General features: G+C 65.3%; 27 protein-coding genes. 14 read left to right on the top strand and 13 right to left on the bottom strand.

Annotated features, from left to right (window positions below):
* Positions 1–35: 35 nt before the first annotated feature.
* The 4 genes from hisF to hisB all read right to left on the bottom strand — a co-directional run bounded on the left by hisF (position 36) and on the right by hisB (position 2,979).
* Positions 36–806: an imidazole glycerol phosphate synthase subunit HisF gene (gene hisF, locus SPYCW_RS00845; RefSeq protein WP_120218027.1), complete on the bottom strand. Its 771-nt coding sequence runs from the start codon at positions 804–806 to the stop codon at positions 36–38.
* 76 nt (positions 807–882) lie between these two features.
* Positions 883–1,638 carry a 1-(5-phosphoribosyl)-5-[(5-phosphoribosylamino)methylideneamino]imidazole-4-carboxamide isomerase gene (gene hisA / locus SPYCW_RS00840; RefSeq protein WP_120215207.1) on the bottom strand — a complete coding sequence of 252 codons (756 nt, stop codon included), beginning with the start codon at positions 1,636–1,638 and terminating at the stop codon, positions 883–885.
* A complete protein-coding gene (gene hisH / locus SPYCW_RS00835) occupies positions 1,626–2,231 on the bottom strand; it encodes an imidazole glycerol phosphate synthase subunit HisH (RefSeq protein ID WP_120215206.1) in 606 nt (201 codons plus the stop codon). The genes hisA and hisH overlap by 13 nt, the downstream gene beginning before the upstream one ends.
* 160 nt (positions 2,232–2,391) lie before the next feature.
* Positions 2,392–2,979 carry an imidazoleglycerol-phosphate dehydratase HisB gene (hisB, locus tag SPYCW_RS00830; RefSeq protein WP_120215205.1) on the bottom strand — a complete coding sequence of 196 codons (588 nt, stop codon included), beginning with the start codon at positions 2,977–2,979 and terminating at the stop codon, positions 2,392–2,394.
* Between the two features lie 87 nt (positions 2,980–3,066).
* On the opposite strand from hisB, the gene SPYCW_RS00825 reads away from it, so the two are divergent.
* From SPYCW_RS00825 to SPYCW_RS00805, 5 genes are all read left to right on the top strand, one after another.
* On the top strand, positions 3,067–3,549 hold the full coding sequence (locus SPYCW_RS00825) for an SspB family protein (RefSeq protein WP_120215204.1): 483 nt from the start codon (positions 3,067–3,069) through the stop codon (positions 3,547–3,549).
* 268 nt (positions 3,550–3,817) lie between these two features.
* Positions 3,818–4,129, top strand: a complete 312-nt coding sequence (locus SPYCW_RS00820; protein ID WP_120215203.1) for a hypothetical protein — start codon at positions 3,818–3,820, stop codon at positions 4,127–4,129.
* On the top strand, positions 4,126–5,538 hold the full coding sequence (gene fumC, locus SPYCW_RS00815; RefSeq protein WP_120215202.1) for a class II fumarate hydratase: 1,413 nt from the start codon (positions 4,126–4,128) through the stop codon (positions 5,536–5,538). Before SPYCW_RS00820 ends, fumC begins: the two co-directional genes overlap by 4 nt.
* A 22-nt stretch (positions 5,539–5,560) precedes the next feature.
* The gene (locus SPYCW_RS00810; protein ID WP_232014777.1) at positions 5,561–5,926 is read left to right on the top strand and encodes a hypothetical protein; all 366 of its coding nucleotides are present in this window, start codon (positions 5,561–5,563) and stop codon (positions 5,924–5,926) included.
* 103 nt (positions 5,927–6,029) lie between these two features.
* On the top strand, positions 6,030–7,571 hold the full coding sequence (locus SPYCW_RS00805) for a serine hydrolase domain-containing protein (protein ID WP_172595392.1): 1,542 nt from the start codon (positions 6,030–6,032) through the stop codon (positions 7,569–7,571).
* Here the strand turns inward: SPYCW_RS00805 and SPYCW_RS00800 are convergent.
* Positions 7,546–8,106, bottom strand: a complete 561-nt coding sequence (locus SPYCW_RS00800) for a DUF2585 domain-containing protein (RefSeq protein ID WP_232014904.1) — start codon at positions 8,104–8,106, stop codon at positions 7,546–7,548. The two genes, SPYCW_RS00805 and SPYCW_RS00800, sit on opposite strands and share 26 nt — an antisense overlap.
* 55 nt (positions 8,107–8,161) lie before the next feature.
* Here SPYCW_RS00800 and gmk point away from each other — a divergent pair, with 55 nt between their 5' ends.
* A complete protein-coding gene (gene gmk, locus SPYCW_RS00795; RefSeq protein ID WP_120215199.1) occupies positions 8,162–8,824 on the top strand; it encodes a guanylate kinase in 663 nt (220 codons plus the stop codon).
* Between the two features lie 91 nt (positions 8,825–8,915).
* On the opposite strand, the gene SPYCW_RS00790 is transcribed toward gmk, so the two are convergent.
* From SPYCW_RS00790 to SPYCW_RS00775, 4 genes are all read right to left on the bottom strand, one after another.
* Positions 8,916–9,359 carry an acyl-CoA thioesterase gene (locus SPYCW_RS00790; protein WP_120218025.1) on the bottom strand — a complete coding sequence of 148 codons (444 nt, stop codon included), beginning with the start codon at positions 9,357–9,359 and terminating at the stop codon, positions 8,916–8,918.
* A gap of 1 nt (position 9,360) precedes the next feature.
* Positions 9,361–10,143 carry an SDR family NAD(P)-dependent oxidoreductase gene (locus SPYCW_RS00785; protein WP_120215198.1) on the bottom strand — a complete coding sequence of 261 codons (783 nt, stop codon included), beginning with the start codon at positions 10,141–10,143 and terminating at the stop codon, positions 9,361–9,363.
* Between the two features lie 121 nt (positions 10,144–10,264).
* A complete protein-coding gene (locus SPYCW_RS00780) occupies positions 10,265–11,434 on the bottom strand; it encodes an acetyl-CoA C-acetyltransferase (RefSeq protein WP_120215197.1) in 1,170 nt (389 codons plus the stop codon).
* A gap of 157 nt (positions 11,435–11,591) precedes the next feature.
* Positions 11,592–12,746 carry an acyl-CoA dehydrogenase family protein gene (locus SPYCW_RS00775; RefSeq protein ID WP_120215196.1) on the bottom strand — a complete coding sequence of 385 codons (1,155 nt, stop codon included), beginning with the start codon at positions 12,744–12,746 and terminating at the stop codon, positions 11,592–11,594.
* A gap of 286 nt (positions 12,747–13,032) precedes the next feature.
* On the opposite strand from SPYCW_RS00775, the gene SPYCW_RS00770 reads away from it, so the two are divergent.
* A complete protein-coding gene (locus SPYCW_RS00770; RefSeq protein ID WP_120215194.1) occupies positions 13,033–13,902 on the top strand; it encodes an SMP-30/gluconolactonase/LRE family protein in 870 nt (289 codons plus the stop codon).
* Between the two features lie 214 nt (positions 13,903–14,116).
* Entirely contained in the window at positions 14,117–16,318 is a 2,202-nt protein-coding gene (locus SPYCW_RS00765; RefSeq protein ID WP_120215192.1) for a M3 family metallopeptidase, read from the top strand.
* A gap of 144 nt (positions 16,319–16,462) precedes the next feature.
* Here the strand turns inward: SPYCW_RS00765 and SPYCW_RS00760 are convergent, their stop codons facing one another.
* Genes SPYCW_RS00760 through SPYCW_RS00745 form a run of 4 tightly spaced genes read right to left on the bottom strand, consistent with a single transcriptional unit; the run spans position 16,463 to position 19,196 of the window.
* On the bottom strand, positions 16,463–16,810 hold the full coding sequence (locus SPYCW_RS00760) for a hypothetical protein (protein ID WP_120215190.1): 348 nt from the start codon (positions 16,808–16,810) through the stop codon (positions 16,463–16,465).
* The gene (locus SPYCW_RS00755; RefSeq protein WP_120215188.1) at positions 16,807–17,382 is read right to left on the bottom strand and encodes an RNA polymerase sigma factor; all 576 of its coding nucleotides are present in this window, start codon (positions 17,380–17,382) and stop codon (positions 16,807–16,809) included. The genes SPYCW_RS00760 and SPYCW_RS00755 overlap by 4 nt, the downstream gene beginning before the upstream one ends.
* Positions 17,375–17,749: a DUF6249 domain-containing protein gene (locus tag SPYCW_RS00750; RefSeq protein ID WP_120215186.1), complete on the bottom strand. Its 375-nt coding sequence runs from the start codon at positions 17,747–17,749 to the stop codon at positions 17,375–17,377. The genes SPYCW_RS00755 and SPYCW_RS00750 overlap by 8 nt, the downstream gene beginning before the upstream one ends.
* A gap of 52 nt (positions 17,750–17,801) precedes the next feature.
* Positions 17,802–19,196 (bottom strand): serine hydrolase domain-containing protein, encoded by a 1,395-nt coding sequence (locus tag SPYCW_RS00745; RefSeq protein ID WP_120218024.1) that lies wholly within the window; start codon positions 19,194–19,196, stop codon positions 17,802–17,804.
* On the opposite strand from SPYCW_RS00745, the gene SPYCW_RS18760 reads away from it, so the two are divergent.
* The 6 genes from SPYCW_RS18760 to SPYCW_RS00720 all read left to right on the top strand — a co-directional run bounded on the left by SPYCW_RS18760 (position 19,195) and on the right by SPYCW_RS00720 (position 23,548).
* Positions 19,195–19,512 (top strand): hypothetical protein, encoded by a 318-nt coding sequence (locus SPYCW_RS18760; protein WP_145985921.1) that lies wholly within the window; start codon positions 19,195–19,197, stop codon positions 19,510–19,512. The two genes, SPYCW_RS00745 and SPYCW_RS18760, sit on opposite strands and share 2 nt — an antisense overlap.
* Positions 19,485–20,387, top strand: a complete 903-nt coding sequence (locus tag SPYCW_RS00740) for an SPFH domain-containing protein (protein WP_120215184.1) — start codon at positions 19,485–19,487, stop codon at positions 20,385–20,387. The genes SPYCW_RS18760 and SPYCW_RS00740 overlap by 28 nt, the downstream gene beginning before the upstream one ends.
* Before the next feature lie 20 nt (positions 20,388–20,407).
* Positions 20,408–20,617, top strand: coding sequence for a toxin-antitoxin system HicB family antitoxin (locus SPYCW_RS00735; RefSeq protein WP_120215182.1), 210 nt, complete (start codon positions 20,408–20,410; stop codon positions 20,615–20,617).
* Positions 20,614–20,856, top strand: coding sequence for a hypothetical protein (locus SPYCW_RS00730; RefSeq protein WP_120215180.1), 243 nt, complete (start codon positions 20,614–20,616; stop codon positions 20,854–20,856). Before SPYCW_RS00735 ends, SPYCW_RS00730 begins: the two co-directional genes overlap by 4 nt.
* 235 nt (positions 20,857–21,091) lie before the next feature.
* Positions 21,092–21,766: a ribulose-phosphate 3-epimerase gene (gene rpe, locus SPYCW_RS00725; protein ID WP_120218023.1), complete on the top strand. Its 675-nt coding sequence runs from the start codon at positions 21,092–21,094 to the stop codon at positions 21,764–21,766.
* 3 nt (positions 21,767–21,769) lie between these two features.
* Positions 21,770–23,548 carry a heparinase II/III family protein gene (locus SPYCW_RS00720; RefSeq protein ID WP_172595391.1) on the top strand — a complete coding sequence of 593 codons (1,779 nt, stop codon included), beginning with the start codon at positions 21,770–21,772 and terminating at the stop codon, positions 23,546–23,548.
* Positions 23,549–23,579 lie beyond the last annotated feature (31 nt).

The raw sequence follows: 23,579 nt of genomic DNA, 5'->3' as shown, positions 1-23,579 counted from the left end.
CCCGGCGTTCGCCGGGATGACGAAATGTACAGACGTCAGGCCCGATGCGACCGCACCGGCAGTCCGGCGGCGGCGAGCCGCGCATGGGCATCGGCAATCGTCGCTTCGCCGAAGTGGAAGATGCTCGCGGCGAGCACCGCGCTCGCGCCGCCCTCGATGACGCCGGCGACCAGATGATCGAGATTGCCGACGCCGCCCGACGCGATGACGGGAACGCTGACCGCATCGGCAATCGCGCGGGTCAGCGCAAGGTCATAGCCGTCCTTCGTGCCATCGCGTTCCATGCTGGTAACGAGCAGTTCGCCCGCGCCGAGTTCGGCGAGGCGCACCGCATGCCCCAGCGCGTCGATCCCGGTCGGCTGGCGCCCGCCATGGGTGAAAATTTCCCACCGACCGTCGGCAACGCGGCGCGCGTCGATGCTGCCGACCGCGCACTGGCTGCCGAAGCGGTCGGCGATGTCGGCAACGAGCTCGGGGCGCGCGACCGCGGCGCTATTGACGGCAACCTTGTCGGCGCCCGCGAGCAGCAGCGCGCGGGCATCATCGGCGCTGCGCACGCCGCCGCCGACGGTGAGCGGCATGAAGCACACCTCGGCGGTGCGGCTGACCATGTCGAGCAGGGTGCCGCGGCCCTGATGGCTTGCCGAGATGTCGAGAAAGCAAAGCTCGTCGGCGCCGGCGGCGTCATAGGCGCGCGCGGCCTCGACCGGGTCGCCGGCATCGCGGAGGTCGACAAAATTGACGCCCTTGACGACGCGCCCGTCGGCGACGTCAAGGCAGGGGATGACGCGGACGCGGACGGTCACCGGCCCCCCTCCCATTTATGGGAGGGGTTGGGGGAGGGCATGTTGGTGAAGGTGGGCTTATAAAACATGCCCTCCCCTAAACCCTCCCGCCAGCGGGAGGGCAATTTCCCACCGCGATCGCTTCGGCGAGATCCAGCCGCCCGTCGTAGAGCGCCCGCCCGGTGATCACGCCTTCGATGCCGTCGGCGACATGCGGGCGGAGCGCATGAATGTCGCCAATGTCGGCTACGCCGCCGCTGGCGATCACCGGAATATCGACCGCCTGCGCGAGTGCCACCGTCGCCGCGACATTGCAGCCCTTGAGAAGCCCGTCGCGGCCGACGTCGGTGAAGAGCAAAGCCGCGACCCCCGCATCCTCGAAGCGGCGCGCGAGATCTTCGACGCGAACGTCCGACACATCGGCCCAGCCCTCGGTCGCGACCATGCCGTCGCGGGCGTCGACGCCGACGACGATCCGGCCGGGCAAGTCGCGCGCGGCGGTTTTGACGAGTGCGGGGTCTTTCAGCGCCGCGGTGCCGATGATCACGCGATCGACGCCGAGCGCGAGCCAGCGATCGACGCCGGCACGGTCACGAATACCGCCGCCGACCTGCACCTTGCCCGGAAAGGCGGCGATGATGCTTTCGACCGCGGCGCCGTTGACGCTGGCGCCCGCGAAGGCGCCGTCGAGGTCGACGACGTGGAGATGATCCGAACCCGCGTCGGCGAACAGGCGCGCCTGCGCGGCGGGGTCGTCACCATAGACGGTCGCGCGCGCCATATCGCCCTCGGCGAGCCGCACCACCTGCCCGCCCTTGAGGTCGATCGCGGGGAAGATGGTCAGGGCCGCCACTGGATGAACCTTTCAAGCGTTGCGAGGCCGTAGGCCTGGCTTTTTTCGGGATGATATTGGACGCCGACGATATTGCCCTTTGCCACCGCGGCGGTGAACGTCGTGCCGTGGCTGCTGACGGCGGCAACGTCGGTGGTGTCAGCGAAATGATAGCCGTGGAGGAAATAGGCCTCGCCCGCCGCGATCACCGGATGCGGCGCCACCGGCACGACGTCGTTCCAGCCCATGTGCGGGATGCGGAGACCCGGCGCGGGGTCAAAGGCGCGCACGGTACCGCCGATCCAGCCAAGCCCCGCGTGCTGCCCATGCTCCTCGCCCGCGTCGGCGAGCAATTGCATGCCCACACAGATGCCGAGGAACGGCGCGCCGTCGGTCCGGACGCGGCGGTCGATCGCTTCGACGAGGCCAGGGATTGCGGTCAGCCCGTTCATGCAGGCAGCAAACGCGCCAACGCCAGGCAGCACGATGCGGTCGGCCCTGGCGACGGTATCGGGATCAGCGGTCACCGCCACATCGGCAGCACCCGCCGCGACGAGCGCATTATGCACCGAGCGAAGATTGCCCGCGCCATAGTCGATCAGGGCAATGGTCACTGAATTCCCCTCCCGCTTGCGGGAGGGGTAACGGAGCTTGCCAGCTTGCTGGCTAGCGCAGTGGGGTGGGCAGCGGAAGCGGAAGCATTGCCCACCCCGCTGCGACTAGCGAACAAGTTCGCAAGTCTCGCTGCCCCTCCCGCCTGCGGGAGGGGGGGTGTCACAGCACACCCTTCGTGCTGGGGATCGCATCGCCCTTGCGCGGGTCGATTTCGACCGCCTGGCGCAGCGCGCGCGCGAGCGCCTTGTACATGCTTTCGGCAATGTGATGGTTGTTCTCGCCGTAGAGCGTCTCGATGTGCAGCGTGATCCCCGCGGTCTGCGCGAAGCTGTGGAACCAGTGCGGGAACATCTCGGTGTCCATCTCGCCGAGCCGCGGCTGCGAGAAGCTGGATTTATAGACGCAGTGCGGGCGCCCCGAAATGTCGAGGACGCAGCGCGTCAGCGTTTCGTCCATCGGTGCATGCGCCTCGCCATAGCGGGCGATGCCGCGCTTGTCGCCGAGCGCCTTCGCGACCGCCTCGCCGAGTGCGAGTGCGCTGTCCTCGACCGTGTGATGCTGGTCGATGTGGAGATCGCCCTTCACCTGCATCGAGATGTCGATCAGCGAGTGGCGCGACAATTGTTCGACCATATGGTCGAGGAAACCGATGCCGGTCGACACGGCATAATCGCCGGTGCCGTCAAGATTGACGGTTATGGCGATGTCGGTTTCCTTGGTCGTGCGCTGGACGGTGGCGGTTCGCATGGACTGCCCCATAGCAGCCACTTTTCACCATGCAAGGCGACTCTCCCCCCTTGACCCATCGGTTCCGCCCGTTCATCCCCCTGCCCCATGACCGATGACGTTCGCGACAGCCTGATTCCCTATGACGAAATCGTGCAGGACGCGCTGCGCGCTGTAGTCGGCCGCGTGCTGCGCCAGATCGAGGGTTATGACAGCCTGCCCGGCGAGCATCATTTCTATATCACCTTCAAGACGCAGGCGACCGGGGTGTCGATTCCGGCGCATCTGATCGCGAAATTTCCCGACGAAATGACGATCGTACTGCAGAACCGCTTTTGGGATCTGAAGGTCGCCGCCGATCATTTCAGCGTCGGCCTGTCGTTCAACCAGACGCCGTCGATCCTGACGATTCCCTATGCCGCAATCACCGCCTTCGTCGATCCGTCGGTCGATTTCGGGCTGCAATTCCAGGTCAGCGACGACGAAATCAGCGCACCCGAACCGCATGACGAAGCCGATAACGACCGCCCCGACATGGCGAGTGAGGACGGGTCGAACGTCGTGACGGTGGATTTCGGCAAAAGGAAATAGTGGGGCCAGGCTCCGCCCGTAACGCCTTCGAGGTTTGAGGCGATTTTGTTCAGGGCGAGGAAGCGAGGCGTAGGCATATGGTTATATTCCAAGGCTCGCTGACGCGGCCATGGACAAAATCGGTCAAATCCCGAAGGGACGACGAAATGGCTTCGATCTCGAGTTTGCGTGGCCTGACGGTTAGAACCACTAACCGCTGCGGCCACCCAAACCCGATATCTTCGCCATTTCGACGCCTCGAAGGCGTTACGGGCGGAATCTGGCCCTGATGGCCCCGCGATGGCCCCCCAGCCGGTTCTGGCAATATTGGGCGCTTGCGGGAATGCTGGTCCTGACTGCTGCCTTCTGGTGGAGCGTGGAGGGCTTTACCCTGTTCGAAGAAGCGACGTCGCGCGGTCAGATCGCCGATGGATTGCTGCGCTTCAGCCTGTTGATCCTGACCCCGATGCTGGTGATCGTCTGGCTGCTCGCGGCGTGGATGCGGCACCGCGTCGGTGAAACGGGATATTGGAAGATGCTGGGCCTGGTCGCGATGATCTGGGCCGGGTCCGTTCTGGTGACGCAGTTGCTGGTCGGATGAGCACGCGAACGGAAAGCGACAGCATCGGCGCGATCGAGGTTCCAGCCGAAGCCTATTGGGGTGCGCAGACCGAACGCAGCCGCCACAATTTCGCTTTCCCCGCCCATGAACGCATGCCGTTGCCGATCGTCCATGCGCTCGCGCGGATCAAGGCCGCGGCAGCGCGGGTCAACCGCGCGCACGGGCTGGATGCGGGGCTGGCCGACGCAATCGCCGATGCGGGCGATGCGGTCGCGGCAGGGCAATATGACGATCAATTTCCGCTCGCCATCTGGCAGACGGGCAGCGGCACCCAGTCGAACATGAACGCCAACGAGGTGATCGCAGGGATCGCGAACGAAAGGCTGGCAGGCACGCGCGGCGGCAAGGCGCCCGTCCACCCCAACGACCATGTCAACATGGGCCAGTCGTCGAACGACAGCTTCCCGACTGCCATCCATGTTGCGGTGGCGGTGGAGACGACCGCGCGGCTGCTACCCGCGCTGACCCGACTGACCGACGCGCTAGCCGCCAAGGCCGACGCCTGGCGCGACATCGTCAAGATCGGCCGCACCCATTTGCAGGATGCGACACCGCTGACGCTGGGGCAGGAGTTTTCGGGCTATGTCGCGCAGCTGATCGCGTGCCGCGCGCGCATCGAGGGCGCGCTCGCGCACAATGTCTGCAAACTTGCGCAGGGCGGGACCGCGGTCGGCACCGGGCTCAATGCACCCATCGGCTTTGATGCCGCGATGACGGCGGAACTCAGCCGCGCGACCGGGATCGCGTTCGAACCGGCGCGCAACAAGTTCGAGGCGCTGGCGTCGAACGATGGCCTCGTCTTTTTCTCGGGCGCGCTCAGCACGCTCGCCGTCGCACTGACCAAGATCGCCAACGACATCCGCCTGCTCGGCTCAGGCCCGCGCGCGGGCCTCGGCGAGCTCGAGCTGCCCGCGAACGAGCCCGGCAGCTCGATCATGCCCGGCAAGGTCAACCCGACCCAGTGCGAGATGCTGACGATGGTCGCAGCCCAAGTGATCGGCAACCATCAGGCGGTCACAGTCGGCGGGATGCAGGGGCATCTTGAACTCAATGTGTTCAAGCCGCTGATCGGCGCCAATGTGCTGCGATCGATCGACCTGCTCACCATCGGCATGGCAGGCTTCACCGAGCATTGCGTTGTCGGGATCGAGCCCAATCGGGCGCGCATCGACGAACTGATGAGCCGATCGCTGATGCTGGTCACGGCGCTGGCGCCCGAAATCGGTTATGACAAGGCGGCGAAGATCGCAAAGCACGCGCATGAGAGCGGCGGTACCTTGAAGGAGGCCGCCCTCGACCTCGGCTACGTCGATGCCGCGACGTTCGACCGGCTGGTCGATCCGCGAACGATGCTGGGGCCGGAACCCAACCCCCTGTCCGCGGATTGAGAGGGGAGAAGGAGATATGGGCATGATCGGCAGGATCGTAGGCGGCGTGCTGGGCAGCGCCATCGGCAGGCAAAAAGGCAATCACCCGGTCGCGGGCGCCGTGATCGGCGCGGGTGCGTTGTTCGCGGCGCGGCGATTGTTCCCGCAACGCTATGCCGCGATTGCGGCGACGGTTGCCGCGGGATACCTCACCAAGAAATGGGCCGAGCGCGCCGAAGCGCGGCAGGCCTCGGAAAAGGCGCACGCCGCCGATCCGCAGCTGGCACAGGCGGGCGTGGTCGACAGCTATGCCGGCACCGCGGGTCCGGCGCCCGATGGCCAGACAATGGGTGACGCATTGCCGCCCGCGATTCCGATCGACAATGAGCGGCCGACCGCCATCCACTGACGGGTGAACCGGTACCTTGCCATCGCCGCCACGAGCTGTATTGCATAGGCAATACACAGGCGAAACGGGGTGGCAAATGGTACGGAATCGATGGGTTTTAGTGATGCTGGCAAGCGTCGCCGCCGGCAGCGCGGGTTCGGCGAACGCACAAGCGCCAGACGCCGATCCGCCTTTGGCCACCGCCACCCCGTCGGCAGAGGACCAAGCGTTTGCCGCCGATTTCGAGCGTTTTCTGGATCGGGCGATGGCGCGCTTTCCGTCGATGCCCGCGATATCGGTCGCGATCGTCCATCGCGGCGTGCCCGTGTTCGTCGACGCAAAGGGGCGCGCCGACGTGGAAACGGGTATTGCCGCAACGCCCGACGCGCCATTCTATATCGCGTCGTCGACCAAAAGCTTTGTCGGCACCGCCTTGGCGTTGCTCGATGCGCGCGGGACGATCAACCTCGACTGGACGATGCGCGAGCTGGCGCCCGATGTCACCTTCGCCCCCGACGTTCCCGCCGACAAGATCAGCTTGCGCGACCTGCTGGCGCATCGCCATGGCCTCGCGGGCGACGCGATGGCGTTCCGGCTCGCCTATAGCGGCGAATATGATGACGCGACGCTGCTACGCTTGCTGGCGCAGATCAGGCCCGACCCCGACATCCCGCCGGGCAGCTTCCGCTATGGCAATATCGGCTACAATATCGCCGCGATGCTGGTCGAGCGGCGCATCGGGCGGCGGTGGCAGGACATCGTGCAGGATGAACTGCTCGCGCCGCTGGCGATGACCGAAACCCTGACCGAAGGGCTCGCCGCGCGCCGCGGACCGCGCGTTGCGGCACCCTATCGCGGCGCCGAGCGCCTCTATTTGGTCAAGGACGATCGCACGATGCATGCCGCGGGCGGCATGTATGCGAGTGCCAGCGACATGGCGCGCTGGCTGACGCTCCAACTTCAGGACAAGGGCGAATTGGCGCAGGCGGCGGCGACGGCGCGGGCGCCGGTGGCGACGCTTGATGGCGCTTTCGGGCCGTTTCGCCGGACAGGCTATGGGCTCGGCTGGTACGCGGGACCCTATGCCGAACAGACGCTGTACCACGCCTTTGGTTCGTTCGTCGGCGCGCGCGCGCATGTGTCGGTGCTGCCCGCCGCGGGTTTGGGGGTTGCGGCGGCGACCAATGACGAGGGCGCGGCGTTCCGGATCGTCGACCTTGCCGCGCTCTACACCTATGACTGGTACCTCCACGGCGCCGCGCACGCCGACGCCAAAGCAGCGGAGCAAATCGAAAGCCTTGCCGGACAATGGGCGCGGCAGGTCGAAAAGGTCGCGGCGCAGCGCGCCGAACGCGCCGCGCGCGCGTCGCAGCTGACCCTGCCCGCCGCCGCTTATGCCGGCGATTATTGCAACGCCGATTACGGTACGATCGGCGTCACGCCGCAGGGCGCGCGGCTCGACCTGACGATGGGCCGCCTGCACGCGTCCGCCGAACCCGGCGAGGCGCCCGACACGATTCGCGCCGAACTGATCCCCGGCCAGGGCGAGGAATTTCGCTTTGTCGTCACAGGCGGCGTGGCAACCGCAATCGAAGCGTTCGGCAGCCGGTTCGACCCCTGCATCGATAGTGGCGGAAAGGCTATGCCGCCGCCTGCCATTCCTTGATCGCCTCGACCGGCGAGACGAGCATGAGGACGTTGAGGGTCAGATTGTCGCGGATCGTCCACAGGGTGAAGAGTTCGAAGGCGATCGCGATGATCAGCGTGACCCACCAGCGCATCCGGCTGGCGGCGAGGAAGCCCGCGATCATGAACAGCGCGTCGCTGACCGAATTGAGGATCGAATCGCCGCTGTAGCCGAACGCCATCGTCACCTCGCGGTAGCGGTCGATGATGACCGGCGAGTTTTCGAGGATTTCCCATGCGGCCTCGATCCCGATCGCGAGCGCGAGCAGGATCCAGAGCGGCTGGCGCGGCAGCAGCCAGCGACCGAGCCCGAAGAAGATGAAGCCGTGAATGATGTGGCTGAAGCTGTACCAGTCCGAAATCTGCTGGCTGTTCTGATCGGATTGCACGACGCCGTGCCACAGGCTGATCGTGCCGCACGGGCAGAGCGGCGGGCGGCCCATCGCGAACAGGATCGCGGTGAAGACCGCGAGCAGGCCCGCGGCGACCAGCCAGCCGGTGCGTGGAATCCCCATCATATGCCCCGCCCTTCGCGCTTGACCGTTGCCGTCCGTCAGGCGAATAGCGCGCATGGCTGAAAGCGTCCATCTCGACCGCCGCGGCGTGTTGTTCGTCCTCTCCTCGCCGTCGGGCGCGGGCAAGACCACCATTTCGAAAAAGATGCTGGGGGTCGACCCCGACATCGCGCTGTCGATTTCGGCGACGACGCGGCCACCGCGGCCCGGCGAGGTCGACGGCAAGGATTATCATTTCGTCGACACCGAGACGTTCAAGCAGATGGCGGCCGATGGCGAATTCCTGGAATGGGCGCATGTGTTCGGCCACCGTTATGGCACCCCGCGGGCGCGGGTCGAGGAGCTGCTGGCGGCAGGCAAGGACGTGCTGTTCGACATCGACTGGCAGGGCGCGCAGCAGTTGTATCAGGAGGCCGGCCCCGACGTGGTTCGCGTGTTCGTGCTGCCGCCGACGATGGAGGAACTCGAACGGCGGCTGCGCGCGCGCAAGACCGACAGCGACGAAGTGATCGCCGCACGGATGGCGCGCGCCGCGAACGAGATCAGTCACTGGGACGGCTATGACTATGTGCTGATCAACGACAATGTCGACGAATGTTACGGCGAAGTGATGGCGATTTTGCGCGCCGAGCGGCTGAAACGGCGGCGGCAGATCGGGCTGATCGGCTTTGCGCGCGATTTGATCCGGTCGGTGCCTGAGGGCGATACGACGATTTAGCGTTCGTTTGGTTGAGGTTTAACCGTAGCCCTGAGCCTGTCGAAGGGCGCCTCACCGAGAAGCGCCCTTCGACAGGCTCAGGGCTACGGTGTCATGTTCCGGCCGGCGTCACCAGATTGGCGGTCAGCTCGGCAACCATCTCCGCGCGCAGCGGCTTCGCCTGATCGTCGGTGCGGCACACGACCACGGTGTCGCAGGTCGCGATGCAGCGGCCGCGCTGGAACATCGCCTGGACGATCGTCCAGCTGGAGGTGCCGAGGCGCCCGATGCCGGTCGCGATCTCGACCGGATCGGGGAAATTGCCCTCGGCCAGATAATTGATCTCGACCGCCGCGACCATCGTGCGTTCGTTCGCCGGACGCTCGCCGAGCGGACGAACCTGGCGGTTGAGCAGCACCCGGCCACTTTCGAACAAGGCTGCAAAGGCCACATTGTTGAGGTGGCCGTTGATGTCCATGTCCTGAAAACGCGTCTGGAATTCGGTGCAGACGGGGTAGCTGGCGGCATCGAGCCGCCAGCTCTCCGGTTTGGGCATATCAGCGCGGACCCATGCGGATGCCGCCGTCGAGGCGGACATCTTCGCCGTTGAAATAGCCGTTTTCGATCATGCACAGCGCCAGCGCTGCATATTCGGGCGGGTTGCCGAGCCGCTTCGGATTAAGCACCGAGGCGCCGAGTGCATCGCGGACATTCTGCGGCGCGCCGGCGAGCAGCGGGGTGTCGAAGATGCCGGGCAGGATGGTGTTGACGCGGATATTCTCGCTGGCGAGGTCGCGCGCGACGGGGAGCGTCATGCCGACGACGCCGCCCTTCGACGCCGAATAGGCCGCCTGGCCGATCTGGCCGTCTTCCGCAGCGACCGACGCGGTGTTGACGATCGCGCCGCGCTCGCCGTCTTCCATCGGGTCGAGCGTCATCATGCCCGCCGCCGACTTGGCGATGCAGCGGAAGGTGCCGACGAGGTTGATCTGGATGATCCAGTTGAACGCATCGAGCGGGAAATGCTTGATGCTGCCGTCTTCCTTGCTGCGGCTCGCGGTCTTGATCGCATTGCCCGTGCCGGCGCAATTGACGAGGATACGCTCCTGCCCGATCGCTTCGCGCGATTTGGCGAAGGCGGCGTCGACCGATGCGTCGTCGGTGACATTGCATTCGCAGAACACGCCGCCGAGTTCATCGGCGAGGGCTTTGCCCTTTTCTTCCTGCAGGTCGAAGATCGCGACTTTGACGCCCTTGGCGGCGAGTGCGCGCGCGGTGGCCGCGCCGAGGCCGGAGGCGCCGCCGGTGACGACGGCGGATACGGTGGAATCGAGTTTCATTGAGACATCCTTTCCAAAAATAGATGTGCGTTCCGGCGAAAGCCGGAACCCAGGGCGTCAGCACGCAACGTCGGCGCCACATCGCCCTGGGCTCCTGCATTCGCAGGAGCACGAAGCGAGTTTAAAGCCGTTCGATGATCGTGACGTTGGCCTGACCGCCGCCTTCGCACATCGTTTGCAGACCATATTTGCCGCCGGTGGCATCGAGCACGCCGAGCAGCGTCGCCATCAGCTTGGTACCGCTGGCGCCGAGCGGGTGGCCGAGCGCGATCGCGCCGCCGTGCTGGTTGATCCGCGCCGGGTCGGCGCCAAGATATTTGAGCCAGGCGAGCGGCACCGGCGCGAACGCTTCGTTGACTTCGTAAGCGTCGATATCCTCGATCTTCATGCCAGCCTTCTTGAGCGCGCGCTCGGTCGCGAACAGCGGCTCCTCGAGCATGATCACCGGGTCGCCCGCGGTCACCGAGACGTGGTGGATGCGCGCGCGCGGGGTCAGACCGTGGTCCTTCAGCGCCTGTTCGGACACGACCAGCGCGGCGCTCGCGCCGTCGCAGATCTGGCTGGCCGACGCCGCGGTGATCGCGCCGCCTTCCTGAAGCAGCTTGACGCCCGCGATACCCTCGAGCGTCGCGTCGAAACGGATGCCTTCATCGACGAGGTGCATTTCGCGGCCTTCGGGGGTTTCGATTTCGACGCCGACAATCTCGCGTTTGAAATGGTCGGCTTCGGTAGCCGCCTTCGCGCGGCGGTGGCTTTCGAGCGCATAGGCGTCGAGGTCGGCCTTGGTCAGCCCGTGCTTCTTGACGATCATTTCGGCGCCCATGAACTGGCTGAACATGATGCCGGGATATTTTTCCTCGAGCCGCTCCGATTTATAGTGGCCGAGCCCTTCCTTCATGAACAGCGTCGCGACGCTGCCCATCGGCACGCGGGTCATGCTTTCGATGCCGCTGGCAAGCACGATGTCCTGCGTGCCCGACATCACCGCCTGCGCGGCGAACTGGATCGCCTGCTGCGACGAGCCGCACTGGCGGTCGATGGTGACCGCGGGGATCGAGTCGGGCAGCTTCGAGGCGAGCACGGCGTTGCGGCCGACGTCCATCGTCTGCTGGCCGCCCTGGCTAACGCAGCCGGTGATGACGTCGTCGATCTTCGACGTGTCGAAATCATTACGGTCGGCAATCGCGTCGAACACCGCGGCGCCAAGATCGACGGGGTGAACGCCGGCAAGCTTGCCGCCGCGCTTGCCGCCGGCGGTGCGGACGGCGTCGACAATATAGGCTGTGGCCATTGGAGAGTTCCTTTCACTTCACTCCCCTCCCGCAGGCGGGAGGGGTTGGGGGTGGGCGCGAGCGGAGCGAGCATCCGGGGGTGAGGAAGCCCACCCCGCTGCGACTAGGGAGCAAGCTCCCAAGTCTCGCTGCCCCTCCCGCTTGCGGGCGGGGAAATTACAGTTTCCGCCCGATCAGTTCCTTCATAATCTCGTTCGTGCCGCCGAAGATCCGCGTCACGCGCGCGGCGCGCCACGCGCGGGCGATCGGATATTCGTTCATATAGCCCGCGCCGCCGTGGAGCTGGAGGCATTTGTCCATGACCTCCCACTGCAGGTCGGTGTGCCACAGCTTCGCCGCGGCGCCTTCCTCCGGGGTCAGTTCCTTTTTCAGGTGCCGCGCCAGCGCCCAGTCGAGGTGCGCCCAGCCGACCTGCAATTTCGCCTTCAGATCGGCGAGGACGAAGCGGCTGTTCTGGAAATCGAGGATCGGCTTGCCGAACGCCTTGCGCTCGCGGGTAAACTCGACGGTGTCGTCAAAGGCGCGCTGTGCCGAGGCCTGCGCGCTGACCGCGATCGACAGGCGTTCCTGCGGCAGCTCGCTCATCAGATAGATGAACCCCTGCCCCTCTTCGCCGAGGCAGTTGGTGATCGGGACGCGGACGTCGTTGAAGAACATTTCCGACGTATCGGCCTCGTCCTGCCCGATCTTGTCGAGGTTGCGGCCGCGCTCATAGCCTTCGCGGTCGGCCTCGACGAGGACGATCGAGACGCCTTTCCACGCCGGCTGGATCTCGGTGTCGGTCTTGACGCAGACCAGGATCAGGTCGGCGTTCTGGCCGTTGGTGATGTAGGTTTTCGACCCGTTGATGACATAATGATTGCCATCCTTTTTCGCGGTCGTGCGCATCCCCTGAAGGTCGCTGCCGGTGCCGGGTTCGGTCATCGCGATCGCGGTGATCACCTCGCCCGCGACCATCTTGGGCAGCCAGTGCCGCTTCTGCTCCTCGCTGCCATATTTGACGATATAGTTGGTGACGATGTCCGACTGGAGCGAGAAGCCGGTGGTGGCGCGGCCATAATAGGCGCTCTCTTCATCGACGATCGCGTTGTAGCCGAAATCGAGGCCCAGCCCGCCATATTCCTCGGGGACCGTCGGACAGAGCATGCCCAGCTCGCCCGCTTTCGGCCAGATCGATTTGGGGACGATGCCGTCCTCGGCCCATTGCGCGGCGTTGGGCGCGACCTCCTTTTCCAGGAACTGGCGGACGGTGGCGCGAAACGCCTCATGATCGTCGGTGTAGGCAGAGCGCGACAGCGTATCGAGCGACATGGCTTTCCTTTCCCTTGCGGCGGCCGAACGCAAGCGGGGAGTCGGCCGCAACTTTTCGCGCTCCAAAAGACCTTACGTTTACGTGCACGTCAAGTAGAAAGACGTTACGGCGGGAAACTCTTTCGTCACCCCCGCGAAGGCGGGGGCCGCTGTCGGTTAACGCGGCAGCGCCGCATAAGGCTTGCAGCGGCCCCCGCCTTCGCGGGGGTGACGAACGGGTGTGTGCGCGGACGAATAGGTTTGCAGTCGCTGGGCACCGGCGGCGCGGCGCGCTACGACATCCACCATGGTTGAACTTCTTCTCGACGCCCGGGCGCTGCTCGGCGAATCGCCGCGCTGGAGCGTGGCCGAACAACGGCTGTACTGGGTCGATATCGAGGGGCGGACGATCCACCGCACCGACCCCGCAACCGGCGCGAACGAGGTGATGCAGCTGGACCAGCAGGTCGGCTGCGTCGCCCCGCGCGCGGGTGGCGGGCTGGTCGCGGCGCTGGAGGATGGCTGCGCGCTGATCGACGCGTGGGGTGCGGCGCCGCGTCCCTTTGGTCCGGCGGTGCTGGCGGGCAAACCCGAGCAGCGTTTCAACGATGGCTGTGTCGATGCCGCGGGGCGGCTGTGGATCGGCAGCCTCACCAGCGACAAGGCGCATCCCACCGCGACGCTGTATCGGCTCGATCCCGACGGTTCGCTGACCGAAATCTTTGGCGGCCTCACCACCAGCAACGGCGCGGCGTTCAGTCCCGACGGTCGCATATTCTATCATGCCGACACGCCGACCCATGCGATCCGTGCCTTTGACGTCGACCCCGTGACGGGAACGCTCGGCAATGGCCGCGTCTTCCACCAGTTTCCGTTCGGCAACGGTCGCCCCGATGGCGCGACGGTCGATGCCGAAGGCTGTTACTGGTCGGTACTTTGGGACGGGTGGCGCGTCGTCCGCCTGTCGCCCGCGGGCGAGTTGCTCCAGACCGTCGAATTGCCGGTGCAGCGCCCGACGATGATCGCGTTCGGCGGCGCGGACATGCAGACCGCCTTCATCACCAGCGCAGGCAAGAATTTGTCCGACGGGGAGCGCTTGGGCCAGCCGCATGCGGGCGGGGTGTTTGCGTTTCGGGTCGCGGTGCCGGGGTTGGTGCCGACGCTGTTTGGGGGGTGATGATCAGGGGGGCTTACCGAACCGTAGCCCTGAGCTTGTCGAAGGGCGCTTCTCTGATAAGCGCCCTTCGACAAGCTCAGGGCTACGGTGAACGAATGCCGACGCAAACGTGCGACCAGCCCCCGCCCGCCAAGCTTGCACATCGTCGTCACATAAGGTTAAGACGTCCGCAACATGGTTTCCGCCGAAACCGTTTCCCCGGGGAGATTCACCTATGCCGCGCCACGCGCTTCCTTTCCGCCGCCCGCTGTCGCTGTTGCTCGCATCCAGCGCGCTGCTCGCGGGTTGCACCAATATGGACCGACCGATGACCGCATCCGCCGAACCCGTCGGCGCCCCGGCGCCCGCCCCGACCACCGTCAGCACCAACCCGATGCTGGCTGAATGGACCGGCCCCTATGAAGGGGTGCCGCCGTGGGACAAGATGGACCCCGAACTGTTCCCCGACGCCTTCACCAGGGCGATGGCCGAGGTGAAGGCCGAGGTGCAGGCGGTGATCGACAATCCGGCAGCGCCGACGTTCGAGAACACCCACGTCCCGATGATGCTGGCGGGTGAGACGATGGAGCGCGTGTCGGCGCTGTGGGGCGTGCAGACGTCGAACAAGTCGAACGACCGCGTCGAGAACATCGACGCCGAATGGAGCCCCAAGCTCACCACTTTCTACACCGAGCTGTTCCTCGATCCCAAGCTGTTCGCCCGTTACAAGGCCGTGTACGACGCGCGCCAGACGAGCGGACTCAATGCCCAGCAGATCCGGATCGTCGAGCGCGCCTATGACGAGATGGTTCGCGACGGCGCCAACCTGTCGGCGGCCGACAAAGGCAAGCTGGTCGCGATCAATTCGAAGCTGGAAAGCCTGTTCTCGGCCTTTTCGTCGAAGCTGCTGGGCGACGAGAAGCTGTACACTTTTGTCACCGACAAGGCCGACCTCGCCGGACTCGACGCAGGCTTTATCGCCTCGCTTGCCGCCGCCGCCGAGGCCAATGGCAAGCCCGGTCAGTGGGCGATCAAGAACACGCGGTCGTCGGCGCAGCCGGTGCTGCAAAATGCCACCAACCGTGCGCTGCGCGAAAAAGTCTATAAGGCGTTCGTGAGCCGCGGCGACAATGGCGATGCCAACGACACCAATCAGACGATCGCCGAAATCCTGGCACTCCGCCAGCAACGCGCCGAGCTGCTAGGGTTCCCGACCCACGCCCATTACCGGATGGCCGACACGATGGCCAAGACGCCCGAAAATGCGATGGCGTTGATGATGAAGGTATGGCCCGCCGCGGTGGCGCGGGTGAAGGAAGAGGTCGCCGACATGCAGGCGATCGCCGACGCCGACGCCAAGGCTGGCAAGGGCCCGAAAATCACCATCGAACCCTGGGATTATCGCTTCTATTCGGAAAAGGTCCGCAAGGCGAAATACGACCTCGATGAAAGCGAGGTGAAACCCTATCTCCAGCTCGACAAGCTGGTCGACGGCATGTTCTGGTCGGCGGGGCAGCTCTATGACATGGGCTTCCGCGAAAATACCGGCACGATCCCCGTGTTCGACCCCAAGGTGCGGACGTTCGAGGTGTACAACCTCAAGTCAGGCAAGAATATCGGCGTCTTCTACCTCGACAATTTTGCGCGCGACGGCAAACGGTCGGGCGCGTGGATGACCACCTATCGCAGCCAGCAAAAGCTGGGCGGCGCGCGCAACGTGCTGGCGTCGAACAACAATAATTTCACCGAAGCGGCGAAGGGCGAACCGACGCTGATCAGCCTCGACGATGCGTCGACGCTGTTCCACGAATTTGGTCACGGCATTCATTTCCTGCTCTATGACATCAACTATCCCGCGCTCGCCGGGGTGCCGCGCGACTTTGTCGAATATCCAAGCCAGGTGAACGAGAATTGGCTGATGACCCCGGAAGTGCTGTCGAAATTCGCGACGCACTATAAGACGGGGGCGCCGATGCCGCAGGCGTTGCTCGACAAGATCGACGCATCGGGCAAGTTCAACCAAGGCTTTGAAACGGTCGAATATCTGGCGAGCGCGATCGTCGACATGAAGCTGCACGACCGCAAGGTGCCGCCGACCGACATCGACAAGTTCGAACGCGAGACGCTGGCCGAAATCGGCATGCCGCGCGAAATCGTGATGCGCCACCGCCTGCCGCAATTCGGGCACCTGTTCTCGAGCGACGCCTATTCGGCGGGCTATTACAGCTATCTCTGGTCGGAAACGATGGACGCCGACACCTGGGCGGCGTTCATGGAAGCGGGCGGCCCGTGGGATCGCACCGTCGCCGACAAGTTCCGCACGATATTGCTGATGACCGGCAACGAAACCGACCGCGCCGAAGCGTACCGCGCTTTCCGCGGACGTGATCCGGACGTGTCGGCGCTGCTGAAAAAGCGCGGCTTTCCGACCGACTGATCTGGACAAAACCGGGGAGGCAAAGGGGGTCTTTATGGCCCCCTTTGTTTGTTCGGATGCGAGGCGCCGTCCAATAGTGCGCGTGCTCGACCGGCGTCGATCACTGCAACGGCGCTGCTTTTACCATCGCTCGGTACCGTGGTTTCATCGGACCATCCGGCTGGGGCGGTATTGATCATCGGCTTCGGCGATGGTCCAGACCAAGGCCAGAACCGCCATGCTCATCATGACGATGAACAGCGCGAGGGTCGCTGCCGAGGGCGCTCTGGAGAGCCAGTCGTGCCACCCATCGAATGCGATCGGGGCAGACCACAGGCTGAACCAGCACGCTGCCACACCGGCGAAGATCCCGGTCACCATCGGCCATTGATCCCAGCGGCGTCTGGCAGGGAGGCGATCCATCACGGACTCGCAAAAGCCATGGTCGGCCACCGGCCCTTCGAACTGTTCGCGCAGCAAGGCGTCGATAGCGTATTCGGTCTCGTCGTTCATGTCCCACGTCCTTCCTGAGATGTGATTTGCCAGTCCGCGAGCAGCGCGCGCAACCTGGCCTTGCCGCGGTTCATATGCGATTTCACGGTGCCGAGCGGCATCGCCAGCACATAGGCGGCTTCTTCATGGCTCAACCCGAGTTGCACGACGTGCAACAGCACCGCTTGCTCGGTCGCGGACAAACGACGCATCGCGCGCTCGACATCGAGCCGCAAGTCGGCCGCATCACGCAGCGATATTGGTGGGTCGGGCGTATCATCGCCCACGTCGTCCGCCGCCGCCGACCGTTTGCGACGGGCCTGAAGAAAACAGCTATAGGCAATGCGGTAGAGCCAGGTGGAAAAGCGGGCTTCGCCGCGAAACTGATCCAGTTTGCGCCATGCCAACAGGAATGTTTCCTGCGCCAGATCGTCGGCCCGGGCCTGGTCGCCATACAGCAGGCGGCGCAGCTGCGCGCGGACCATGCCCTGATGGCGCCGCATAAGCTGTTCGAACGCGCGTCGATCCTCCGTCAGCAGCACCCGGGCCACCAACACCTGATCGACTTGCTCTGCGCCGGTCGGGTCAGCCACGCATGTCGTCTCGCCGGTTGAGCCACCAGCTCGCGAAATAGCCGAGGCCCGTCATCAACGGCAACAAGCCAAGTCCCCACAGGCTCGCGATACGCTGGCCGCTGTGAAACTCGAACGGCAGTGCAAGGAACGTGGCGATCAAGCCAAGCCCGCCGCTGACGAGCACCAGCGCCCGGCGCCGGTCGGAGTCGGAAGCGGACGGCTCCACCAGCAGGTGATGGGGCAATTCCACCCCTTTTTCCGCGAGCTGCAGCAGCGTGCGATAGCGTTCCTTGGTCAATTCGGCGCGGTAGCGCAGGAAAATCACCAGGATCGCGACGGGGGTCAGCATCACCACCGCCGGAATGAAGAACATGACAAAGTCCATCAGTATCGCTCCCGAAATAATTGCGTGGATATCAAATGCGTATCTCCCGGCATCAAGGCTTTTGCCCCTGCGCGGCGAGCAGATCGGCGATGCGCTCGCTCAGCAGCATCGCGGTCGGCGTATCTCCTTGATTGCTGGTCACCGCGACCGCTGCCCCGGTTTCCCAGACCATGGCGAGATTGGCGCTCATCCCTTCCGCACCCCCAGCATGGCCGCGGATCTGGCGGCCGTGCGACAGGCGATCACCGAAGCCGGCGGCATATTTGCCCGGCCCCATCGGCACGCCATCTTCGAACATCTTTTGCAGGGTCGCGGCGCCGACCAGCTTTCCGCCGCGCAGCGCACTGGCAAATTTCAGGAGATCGGCATTGGTCGAATAGCCGCCGCCGGCCGGGCTCCCCTTGAAAGGCAGGGTCATCCAGTTTGCCTTCCACTCGGCCGCAAACGCACCCTCCTTGAAATAGCCGGTCGCCAGTTTCTCTGTAACGTCTTCCTGACTATCCCAGCCGCTGGAGGTCATGGCAGCGGGCGCAAAGATGTGGCGCTGGATATAGGCGAAATAGTTCTCGCCCGAGACATTTTCGACGATCCGCCCCAGCAGGACATAACCGGCGTTGCTGTAATTCCAGTCCTTGCCCGGCTCGAATGATGTCGGCTGGCGCGCAACAAGATCGAGATAGTCGCCCGGATTGACGAATTTTTCGCGGTTCTGAAAAAATTCCGGCACGAAGATATCGCCCAGCCCCGCCGTGTGGTGCAGCAGTTGCCAAACGGTGATCTTCGCCGCCGCCGCCTGATCGGGATATTCGGGCATCACTTCGGCGAGCGTTGTGTCCCACCGCAGCTTGCCCGACTCGACAAGCTGGGCGATCGCCACTGCGGTGAACATCTTGTTCATCGATCCGATGTGAAATTTGGTCTGCCGATCGGCCTTCGCGCCAAAGCTGCGGTCGGCGAGACCGCGACATTCATCGAAGACCATGGTCGCGCCGTCCGAAATGCTCAGGCATCCCGAAAAATCGGTCGTGCGCGCAAGTTGATCGAGCGCGGCGCCGGCGAGCCGGACGATCTCTGCCTGCGATGCGGCGGTTTCGGGCCAGGCCGCGTAGAGGGCGGGATCGTCGACCGGAACCAGATCGACCATCGCCAGCTTGCCGGGCTGGGCCGGGTCGGGAAGGAGCACGAGCGCGGCCCTTTGCCCGGTCCGCCGCCCCTTGATCGTCACGACGAGCATCCCGGGCGGTCCCTGGGTTCGCGCATCGACGAAGTCGACCCCGCCGCTGTCGCGCACCGCGACGGCCAGCTGCTTGGCGATGGCAGCGCGCGCATCGGCGTCGATCGACGGCGCCAGGATTGTCGGCGCCCATTGCTGGATGCCTTCAGGGGTATCGGAATTGATATGCGCGATCACTTGCTCGCCGATCGCACCCGCGGCCGTATCGGGCATGGTTGTGCTGATCGGACTGGCGCTCGCCGACGCGCTGGCGATAGCGGCGGTGAAGGCGAGAATGGGGGCCAAAAACGATGATAGGAATTGCGTTGGCCGGATGAATAGCTTCATTGTCGAAACCCCTGTGGAAGCCCTGTGGCGATTGATTTTGATTTCGACCGGTTGGATGCCGCTTCGCGCCCATTTGGATGCAAGAAATTTTCGTGGCCGTCCGAATCCCGTTGACCGTCGTCAATTTCGACATAAATATGATATCATCTTTATATCGAGTCGGAGGGCAAATAGATGGTTGATGGAGGGACACCGGCGCTGAACCGCAGCCGCGAGACGCGCGCGCTGACGCAGAGCGGTTATCTGATGCTGCTGGTCTGGGTGCTGTTGCTCGGCCTGGCCCTGTGGGCGGGGATCAGCAATGCGACCGCCGAATTTCAGCTCGCTTGGAAATGGGTGATCGTGGCGGTGTCCGCGGTCGTCGGTTTCCTGATCCTGTGCGGCTTTTACCTGATCAATCCCAATGAAGCCGCGGCGATCCAGCTGTTCGGCGCCTACAAGGGCACCGACCGCGAGGAAGGGCTGCGCTGGGTGCTGCCGTGGCTGACGCGCAAGAAGATTGCGGTGCGCGCGAACAACGTCATCTCGGACAAGATCAAGGTCAACGATCTGCGCGGCAACCCGATCGAGATGGCGGCGCAGGTCGTGTGGCGCGTCACCGACACCGCGCAGGCGCTGTTCGACGTCGACGATTACAAGGAGTTCGTGATGGCGCAAATCGAGGCTGCGGTGCGCTCGATCGGCTCGCGCTATCCCTATGACGACATCGAACATCAGGAAATCACGCTGCGCGGCAACCATGACGAGGTTGGGGTCGAGCTGCGCAAGGCGCTGATCGAGCGGCTGGAAGTCGCCGGGATTACCGTCGACGAATGCGGCCTGACGCACCTCGCCTACGCTCAGGAAATCGCCGGCGCGATGCTGCGCCGACAGCAGGCCGAAGCGGTGATCGCGGCGCGCAAGAAACTGGTCGAGGGCGCGGTGACGATGGTCGAGATGGCGCTGACCCAATTGTCCGAAAAGCAGGTTGTCGACCTGGACGACGAACGCAAGGCGGTGATGGTATCGAACCTGATGGTCGTGCTGTGCGGCGAACGCGACACCCAGCCGGTGGTGAACGCCGGATCGCTCTACTGAGCCTGCCGGTGCTTTAGTCGATGCCCGCGTCCGCCAAAAAGGCCTTTGCCCTCCGCCTCGATCCCGCGCTTTACGCGGCGATCGAGCGGCTGGCGGCGGACGAGCTGCGCAGCGCCAATGCCGAGATTGAGGTGCTGCTGCGCGAGGCGCTGGCGCGTCGCGGGGTCAGCCCCAAGGTCGCTGCGCCGCCACGGCGCGGACGACCGCCGAAAGAGGAGAGCGGATCATGATGCATATGTTCCTGCGCGAAGGGCCGTGGTTCCGCGCCAAACGCCGCGGCTATGGCACCGGGATGCCGATCGTCTGGCAGGGCTGGTTTTTGCTGGCGCTGCATATCGCGTTGATCATGGGGGTAGCGGTCGCGCTACAGGGCCGACCTGTGGCGATGACCATCGCGGTCATCCTCGCGGGGCTGGCGCCGATGCCGATCTATCGCGCCAGGACCGAAGGCGGCTGGCGCTGGCGGTGAGGTCAATCACTGCCGAGACCTATCCTCCCCACTTGTGGGGAGGTGGCAGCGCGAAGCGCTGACGGAGGGGGGGGCCGCGTCCTCGCGCAACGTCGCGTCTGGCCGCTGCCCCCCTCCACCACCTTCGGTGGTCCCCCTCCCGCAAGCGGGGAGTATCGTGGGTTCTGACCTTTTCCACCGCTAGCGCCGCGACCCCGCTTGCCCCCCAAGGGGTTGATGGTTAAGGCCGATGGTCATGACTAGTACGCCCGCCCCCGTCCGCATCGCCCCGTCGATCCTGAGCGCCGATTTCGCCGCGCTGGGACAGGAAGTGCGCGCGATCGAGGCGGCGGGTGCCGACTGGGTGCATATCGATGTCATGGACGGCCATTTTGTCCCCAATCTGACGATCGGCCCGGCGGTGGTGAAGGCGCTGCGCCCCCATTCGACCCTGCCCTTCGACGTCCATCTGATGATCAGCCCGGTCGATCATTTCCTCGACGCCTTTGCCGCGGCGGGCGCCGACATCATCACAGTCCACCCCGAGGCAGGGCCGCACATTCACCGCAGTATCCAGCACATCAAATCGCTCGGCAAGCAGGCAGGCGTGTCGCTGAACCCGGCAACCCCGGCCAAGATGCTCGACTATCTGATCGACGATATCGACCTGGTGCTGATCATGAGCGTCAACCCCGGCTTTGGCGGGCAGAGCTTTATCACCAGCCAGCTGCGCAAGATCGAGGCGGTGCGCAAGATGATCGACAAGAGCGGCCGGGACATCCGGCTGGAGGTCGATGGCGGGATCGACGCGGGCACCGCACCTTTGGCGATCGCGGCGGGCGCCGACGTGCTGGTCGCGGGCACCGCGACCTTCAAGGGCGGGCCCGATGCCTATGCGGGCAACATCCGGCGGCTGCGCGGCGAGGACTGAGCGATGGAGGGGAGACCGTTAAATTCGGCCCCTGCCGACCCGCCGCTCGATCAGGCTGACGACGCGCCGCCGATCGACGATTCGATCGAGCCCGGCAAGCGGCTGATCCGCCTGCCCGCCGACAAGGGGCTGTCGCTCGGCGACCGCGTCGCCAATGCGATCACCCGGCTGACCTGGCGCACGCCCTTGCACGCCTTTCGCCTGAAGGGCCGCTTTCCGCTCAAACTGCTGGGCGTTCCCGTCGACCCGGTCCCGGGCGACACCCGCGCCGGGACGGCGATCCGCGCCGGCCACTTCCTGCACCGCGGGCTGAAGCTGCCGCTCGGCGAACTTGATTTTGCCGCGCTCGACGTCGCGCCGACCTTTGCCGACTATCTGCACAGCTTTGCCTGGCTGCGCGATCTCGCCGCCACCGGCACGCGCGCCGACGGAGTGCCGATCGCCGAGGCGGTCGTGCGCCACTGGCTGGGCACGCACGGCGAGACGGTCAGCGAACCAGCATGGAAGGCCGACAACACCGCGTGGCGCATCCTGTTCTGGGCGTGCCATGCGCCGCTGACCCTGTCGTCGAGCGACCTCGTCTATCGTTCCGCGGTGCTGAACCACCTCGCGCGCGCGGCGCGGCACCTCGACCGCGTCGCCGACAAGACGCGCCCGGGTACGGGGCAGATGGTTGCGTGGGTCGGGATCGTCGCCGCATCGCTGCTGATGCCCGGCGGCGAGCCGCGGCAGGTGTTCGGCGAGGCGGGGCTGCGCAAGGTGCTGGAGACGAGCTTCTACGCCGACGGCGGCAATATTTCGCGCTCGCCGCAGGCGCAGCTCGACGCGGTGATGGCGCTGGCGATGCTCGCCAAGGTTTATGACATGCGCCGCATGGAAGTCCCGCCATTCGTGCAGGAAGTGCTGGCGCGCGCCGTCCCGGCGCTGCTCGGATTGCTCCACAGCGACGGCGGCATGGGTAGCTGGCAGGGCAGCGGCGCGACGTCGGCGGCTACCGTCCAGGCGATCGTCACCGCGAGCGGCGTGCGCACCCGGCCGCTGAAACAGGCGCGCGACTGGGGGTATCAGCGGCTGGTCGCGAACAAAGTTGTGCTGCTCGCCGATGCAGCGCCGCCGCCGATCGCGCGCGTCACAGAGGCGGGCTGCGCATCGACGCTGGCGTTTGAACTCAGCGATGGCGACGAACGCATCGTCGTCAACTGCGGCGGCGCAGCGCTGACCGGCGCGACGATCCCCGCCGATCTGGCGCGCGGTCTGCGCACCACTGCGGCGCATTCGACGCTGATCCTGGCCGACAGCAATTCGACCGCGATCCTGGCGAACGGCACGCTCGGCAAGGGCGTGACCGAGGTCGAGCTCGACCGGCGCGAGACGCCGCAGGGCAGCCGCGTCGAAATGAGCCACGACGGCTATGCCCGGCGCCACGGGCTGATCCACCGCCGCCTGCTGATCCTGTCACCCAATGGCCGCGAGCTGCGCGGCGAGGACATGCTGCTTCCCGCCCCGCGCACCCGGCGCAAGGGCGACAAGGGGTTCGCACTGCGCTTTCACCTCGGTCGCAATATCTCGGCCAGCCTGACAGCCGACAAATTGGGCGCGCTGCTGCGGATCAACGGCGGCCCACTGTGGCAATTCCGCACCTCCGAGGGTGCGCTCGACGTCGAGCAGAGCCTGTGGGTCGACGGCGAAGGCCGCCCGCACCCCACCGAACAGCTGGTCGTTACCGGCACCGCGCCCGCGGGCGGCGTCAGCATCGGGTGGATTTTCAAGCATATTGGGTAGGCTACGAGCTTACGACAGATCCTCCCTGCCG

The sequence above is a fragment of the Sphingopyxis sp. EG6 genome (genome assembly GCF_003609815.1).
Taxonomy (GTDB): Bacteria; Pseudomonadota; Alphaproteobacteria; order Sphingomonadales; family Sphingomonadaceae; genus Sphingopyxis.
This window is presented reverse-complemented; position numbering and strand designations above follow the sequence as displayed.

Excerpts from the sequence above, each read along its gene's own strand:
- SPYCW_RS00735 (WP_120215182.1), top strand. The coding sequence starts at position 20,408 with ATGCCCGCGTCCGCCAAAAAGGCCTTTGCCCTCCGCCTCGATCCCGCG.
- SPYCW_RS18760 (WP_145985921.1), top strand. The coding sequence starts at position 19,195 with ATGGTTGTGCTGATCGGACTGGCGCTCGCCGACGCGCTGGCGATAGCG.
- SPYCW_RS00780 (WP_120215197.1), bottom strand. The coding sequence starts at position 11,434 with ATGGCCACAGCCTATATTGTCGACGCCGTCCGCACCGCCGGCGGCAAG.
- SPYCW_RS00785 (WP_120215198.1), bottom strand. The coding sequence starts at position 10,143 with ATGAAACTCGATTCCACCGTATCCGCCGTCGTCACCGGCGGCGCCTCC.
- gmk (WP_120215199.1), top strand. The coding sequence starts at position 8,162 with ATGGCTGAAAGCGTCCATCTCGACCGCCGCGGCGTGTTGTTCGTCCTC.
- SPYCW_RS00750 (WP_120215186.1), bottom strand. The coding sequence starts at position 17,749 with ATGGACTTTGTCATGTTCTTCATTCCGGCGGTGGTGATGCTGACCCCC.
- SPYCW_RS00765 (WP_120215192.1), top strand. The coding sequence starts at position 14,117 with ATGCCGCGCCACGCGCTTCCTTTCCGCCGCCCGCTGTCGCTGTTGCTC.
- SPYCW_RS00805 (WP_172595392.1), top strand. The coding sequence starts at position 6,030 with ATGCTGGCAAGCGTCGCCGCCGGCAGCGCGGGTTCGGCGAACGCACAA.
- SPYCW_RS00740 (WP_120215184.1), top strand. The coding sequence starts at position 19,485 with ATGGTTGATGGAGGGACACCGGCGCTGAACCGCAGCCGCGAGACGCGC.
- SPYCW_RS00770 (WP_120215194.1), top strand. The coding sequence starts at position 13,033 with ATGGTTGAACTTCTTCTCGACGCCCGGGCGCTGCTCGGCGAATCGCCG.
- SPYCW_RS00745 (WP_120218024.1), bottom strand. The coding sequence starts at position 19,196 with ATGCCCGATACGGCCGCGGGTGCGATCGGCGAGCAAGTGATCGCGCAT.
- SPYCW_RS00810 (WP_232014777.1), top strand. The coding sequence starts at position 5,561 with ATGATCGGCAGGATCGTAGGCGGCGTGCTGGGCAGCGCCATCGGCAGG.
- hisB (WP_120215205.1), bottom strand. The coding sequence starts at position 2,979 with ATGCGAACCGCCACCGTCCAGCGCACGACCAAGGAAACCGACATCGCC.
- fumC (WP_120215202.1), top strand. The coding sequence starts at position 4,126 with ATGAGCACGCGAACGGAAAGCGACAGCATCGGCGCGATCGAGGTTCCA.
- SPYCW_RS00760 (WP_120215190.1), bottom strand. The coding sequence starts at position 16,810 with ATGAACGACGAGACCGAATACGCTATCGACGCCTTGCTGCGCGAACAG.
- SPYCW_RS00775 (WP_120215196.1), bottom strand. The coding sequence starts at position 12,746 with ATGTCGCTCGATACGCTGTCGCGCTCTGCCTACACCGACGATCATGAG.
- SPYCW_RS00820 (WP_120215203.1), top strand. The coding sequence starts at position 3,818 with ATGGCCCCGCGATGGCCCCCCAGCCGGTTCTGGCAATATTGGGCGCTT.
- SPYCW_RS00825 (WP_120215204.1), top strand. The coding sequence starts at position 3,067 with ATGACCGATGACGTTCGCGACAGCCTGATTCCCTATGACGAAATCGTG.
- SPYCW_RS00730 (WP_120215180.1), top strand. The coding sequence starts at position 20,614 with ATGATGCATATGTTCCTGCGCGAAGGGCCGTGGTTCCGCGCCAAACGC.
- rpe (WP_120218023.1), top strand. The coding sequence starts at position 21,092 with ATGACTAGTACGCCCGCCCCCGTCCGCATCGCCCCGTCGATCCTGAGC.
- SPYCW_RS00720 (WP_172595391.1), top strand. The coding sequence starts at position 21,770 with ATGGAGGGGAGACCGTTAAATTCGGCCCCTGCCGACCCGCCGCTCGAT.
- SPYCW_RS00800 (WP_232014904.1), bottom strand. The coding sequence starts at position 8,106 with ATGGGGATTCCACGCACCGGCTGGCTGGTCGCCGCGGGCCTGCTCGCG.
- SPYCW_RS00790 (WP_120218025.1), bottom strand. The coding sequence starts at position 9,359 with ATGCCCAAACCGGAGAGCTGGCGGCTCGATGCCGCCAGCTACCCCGTC.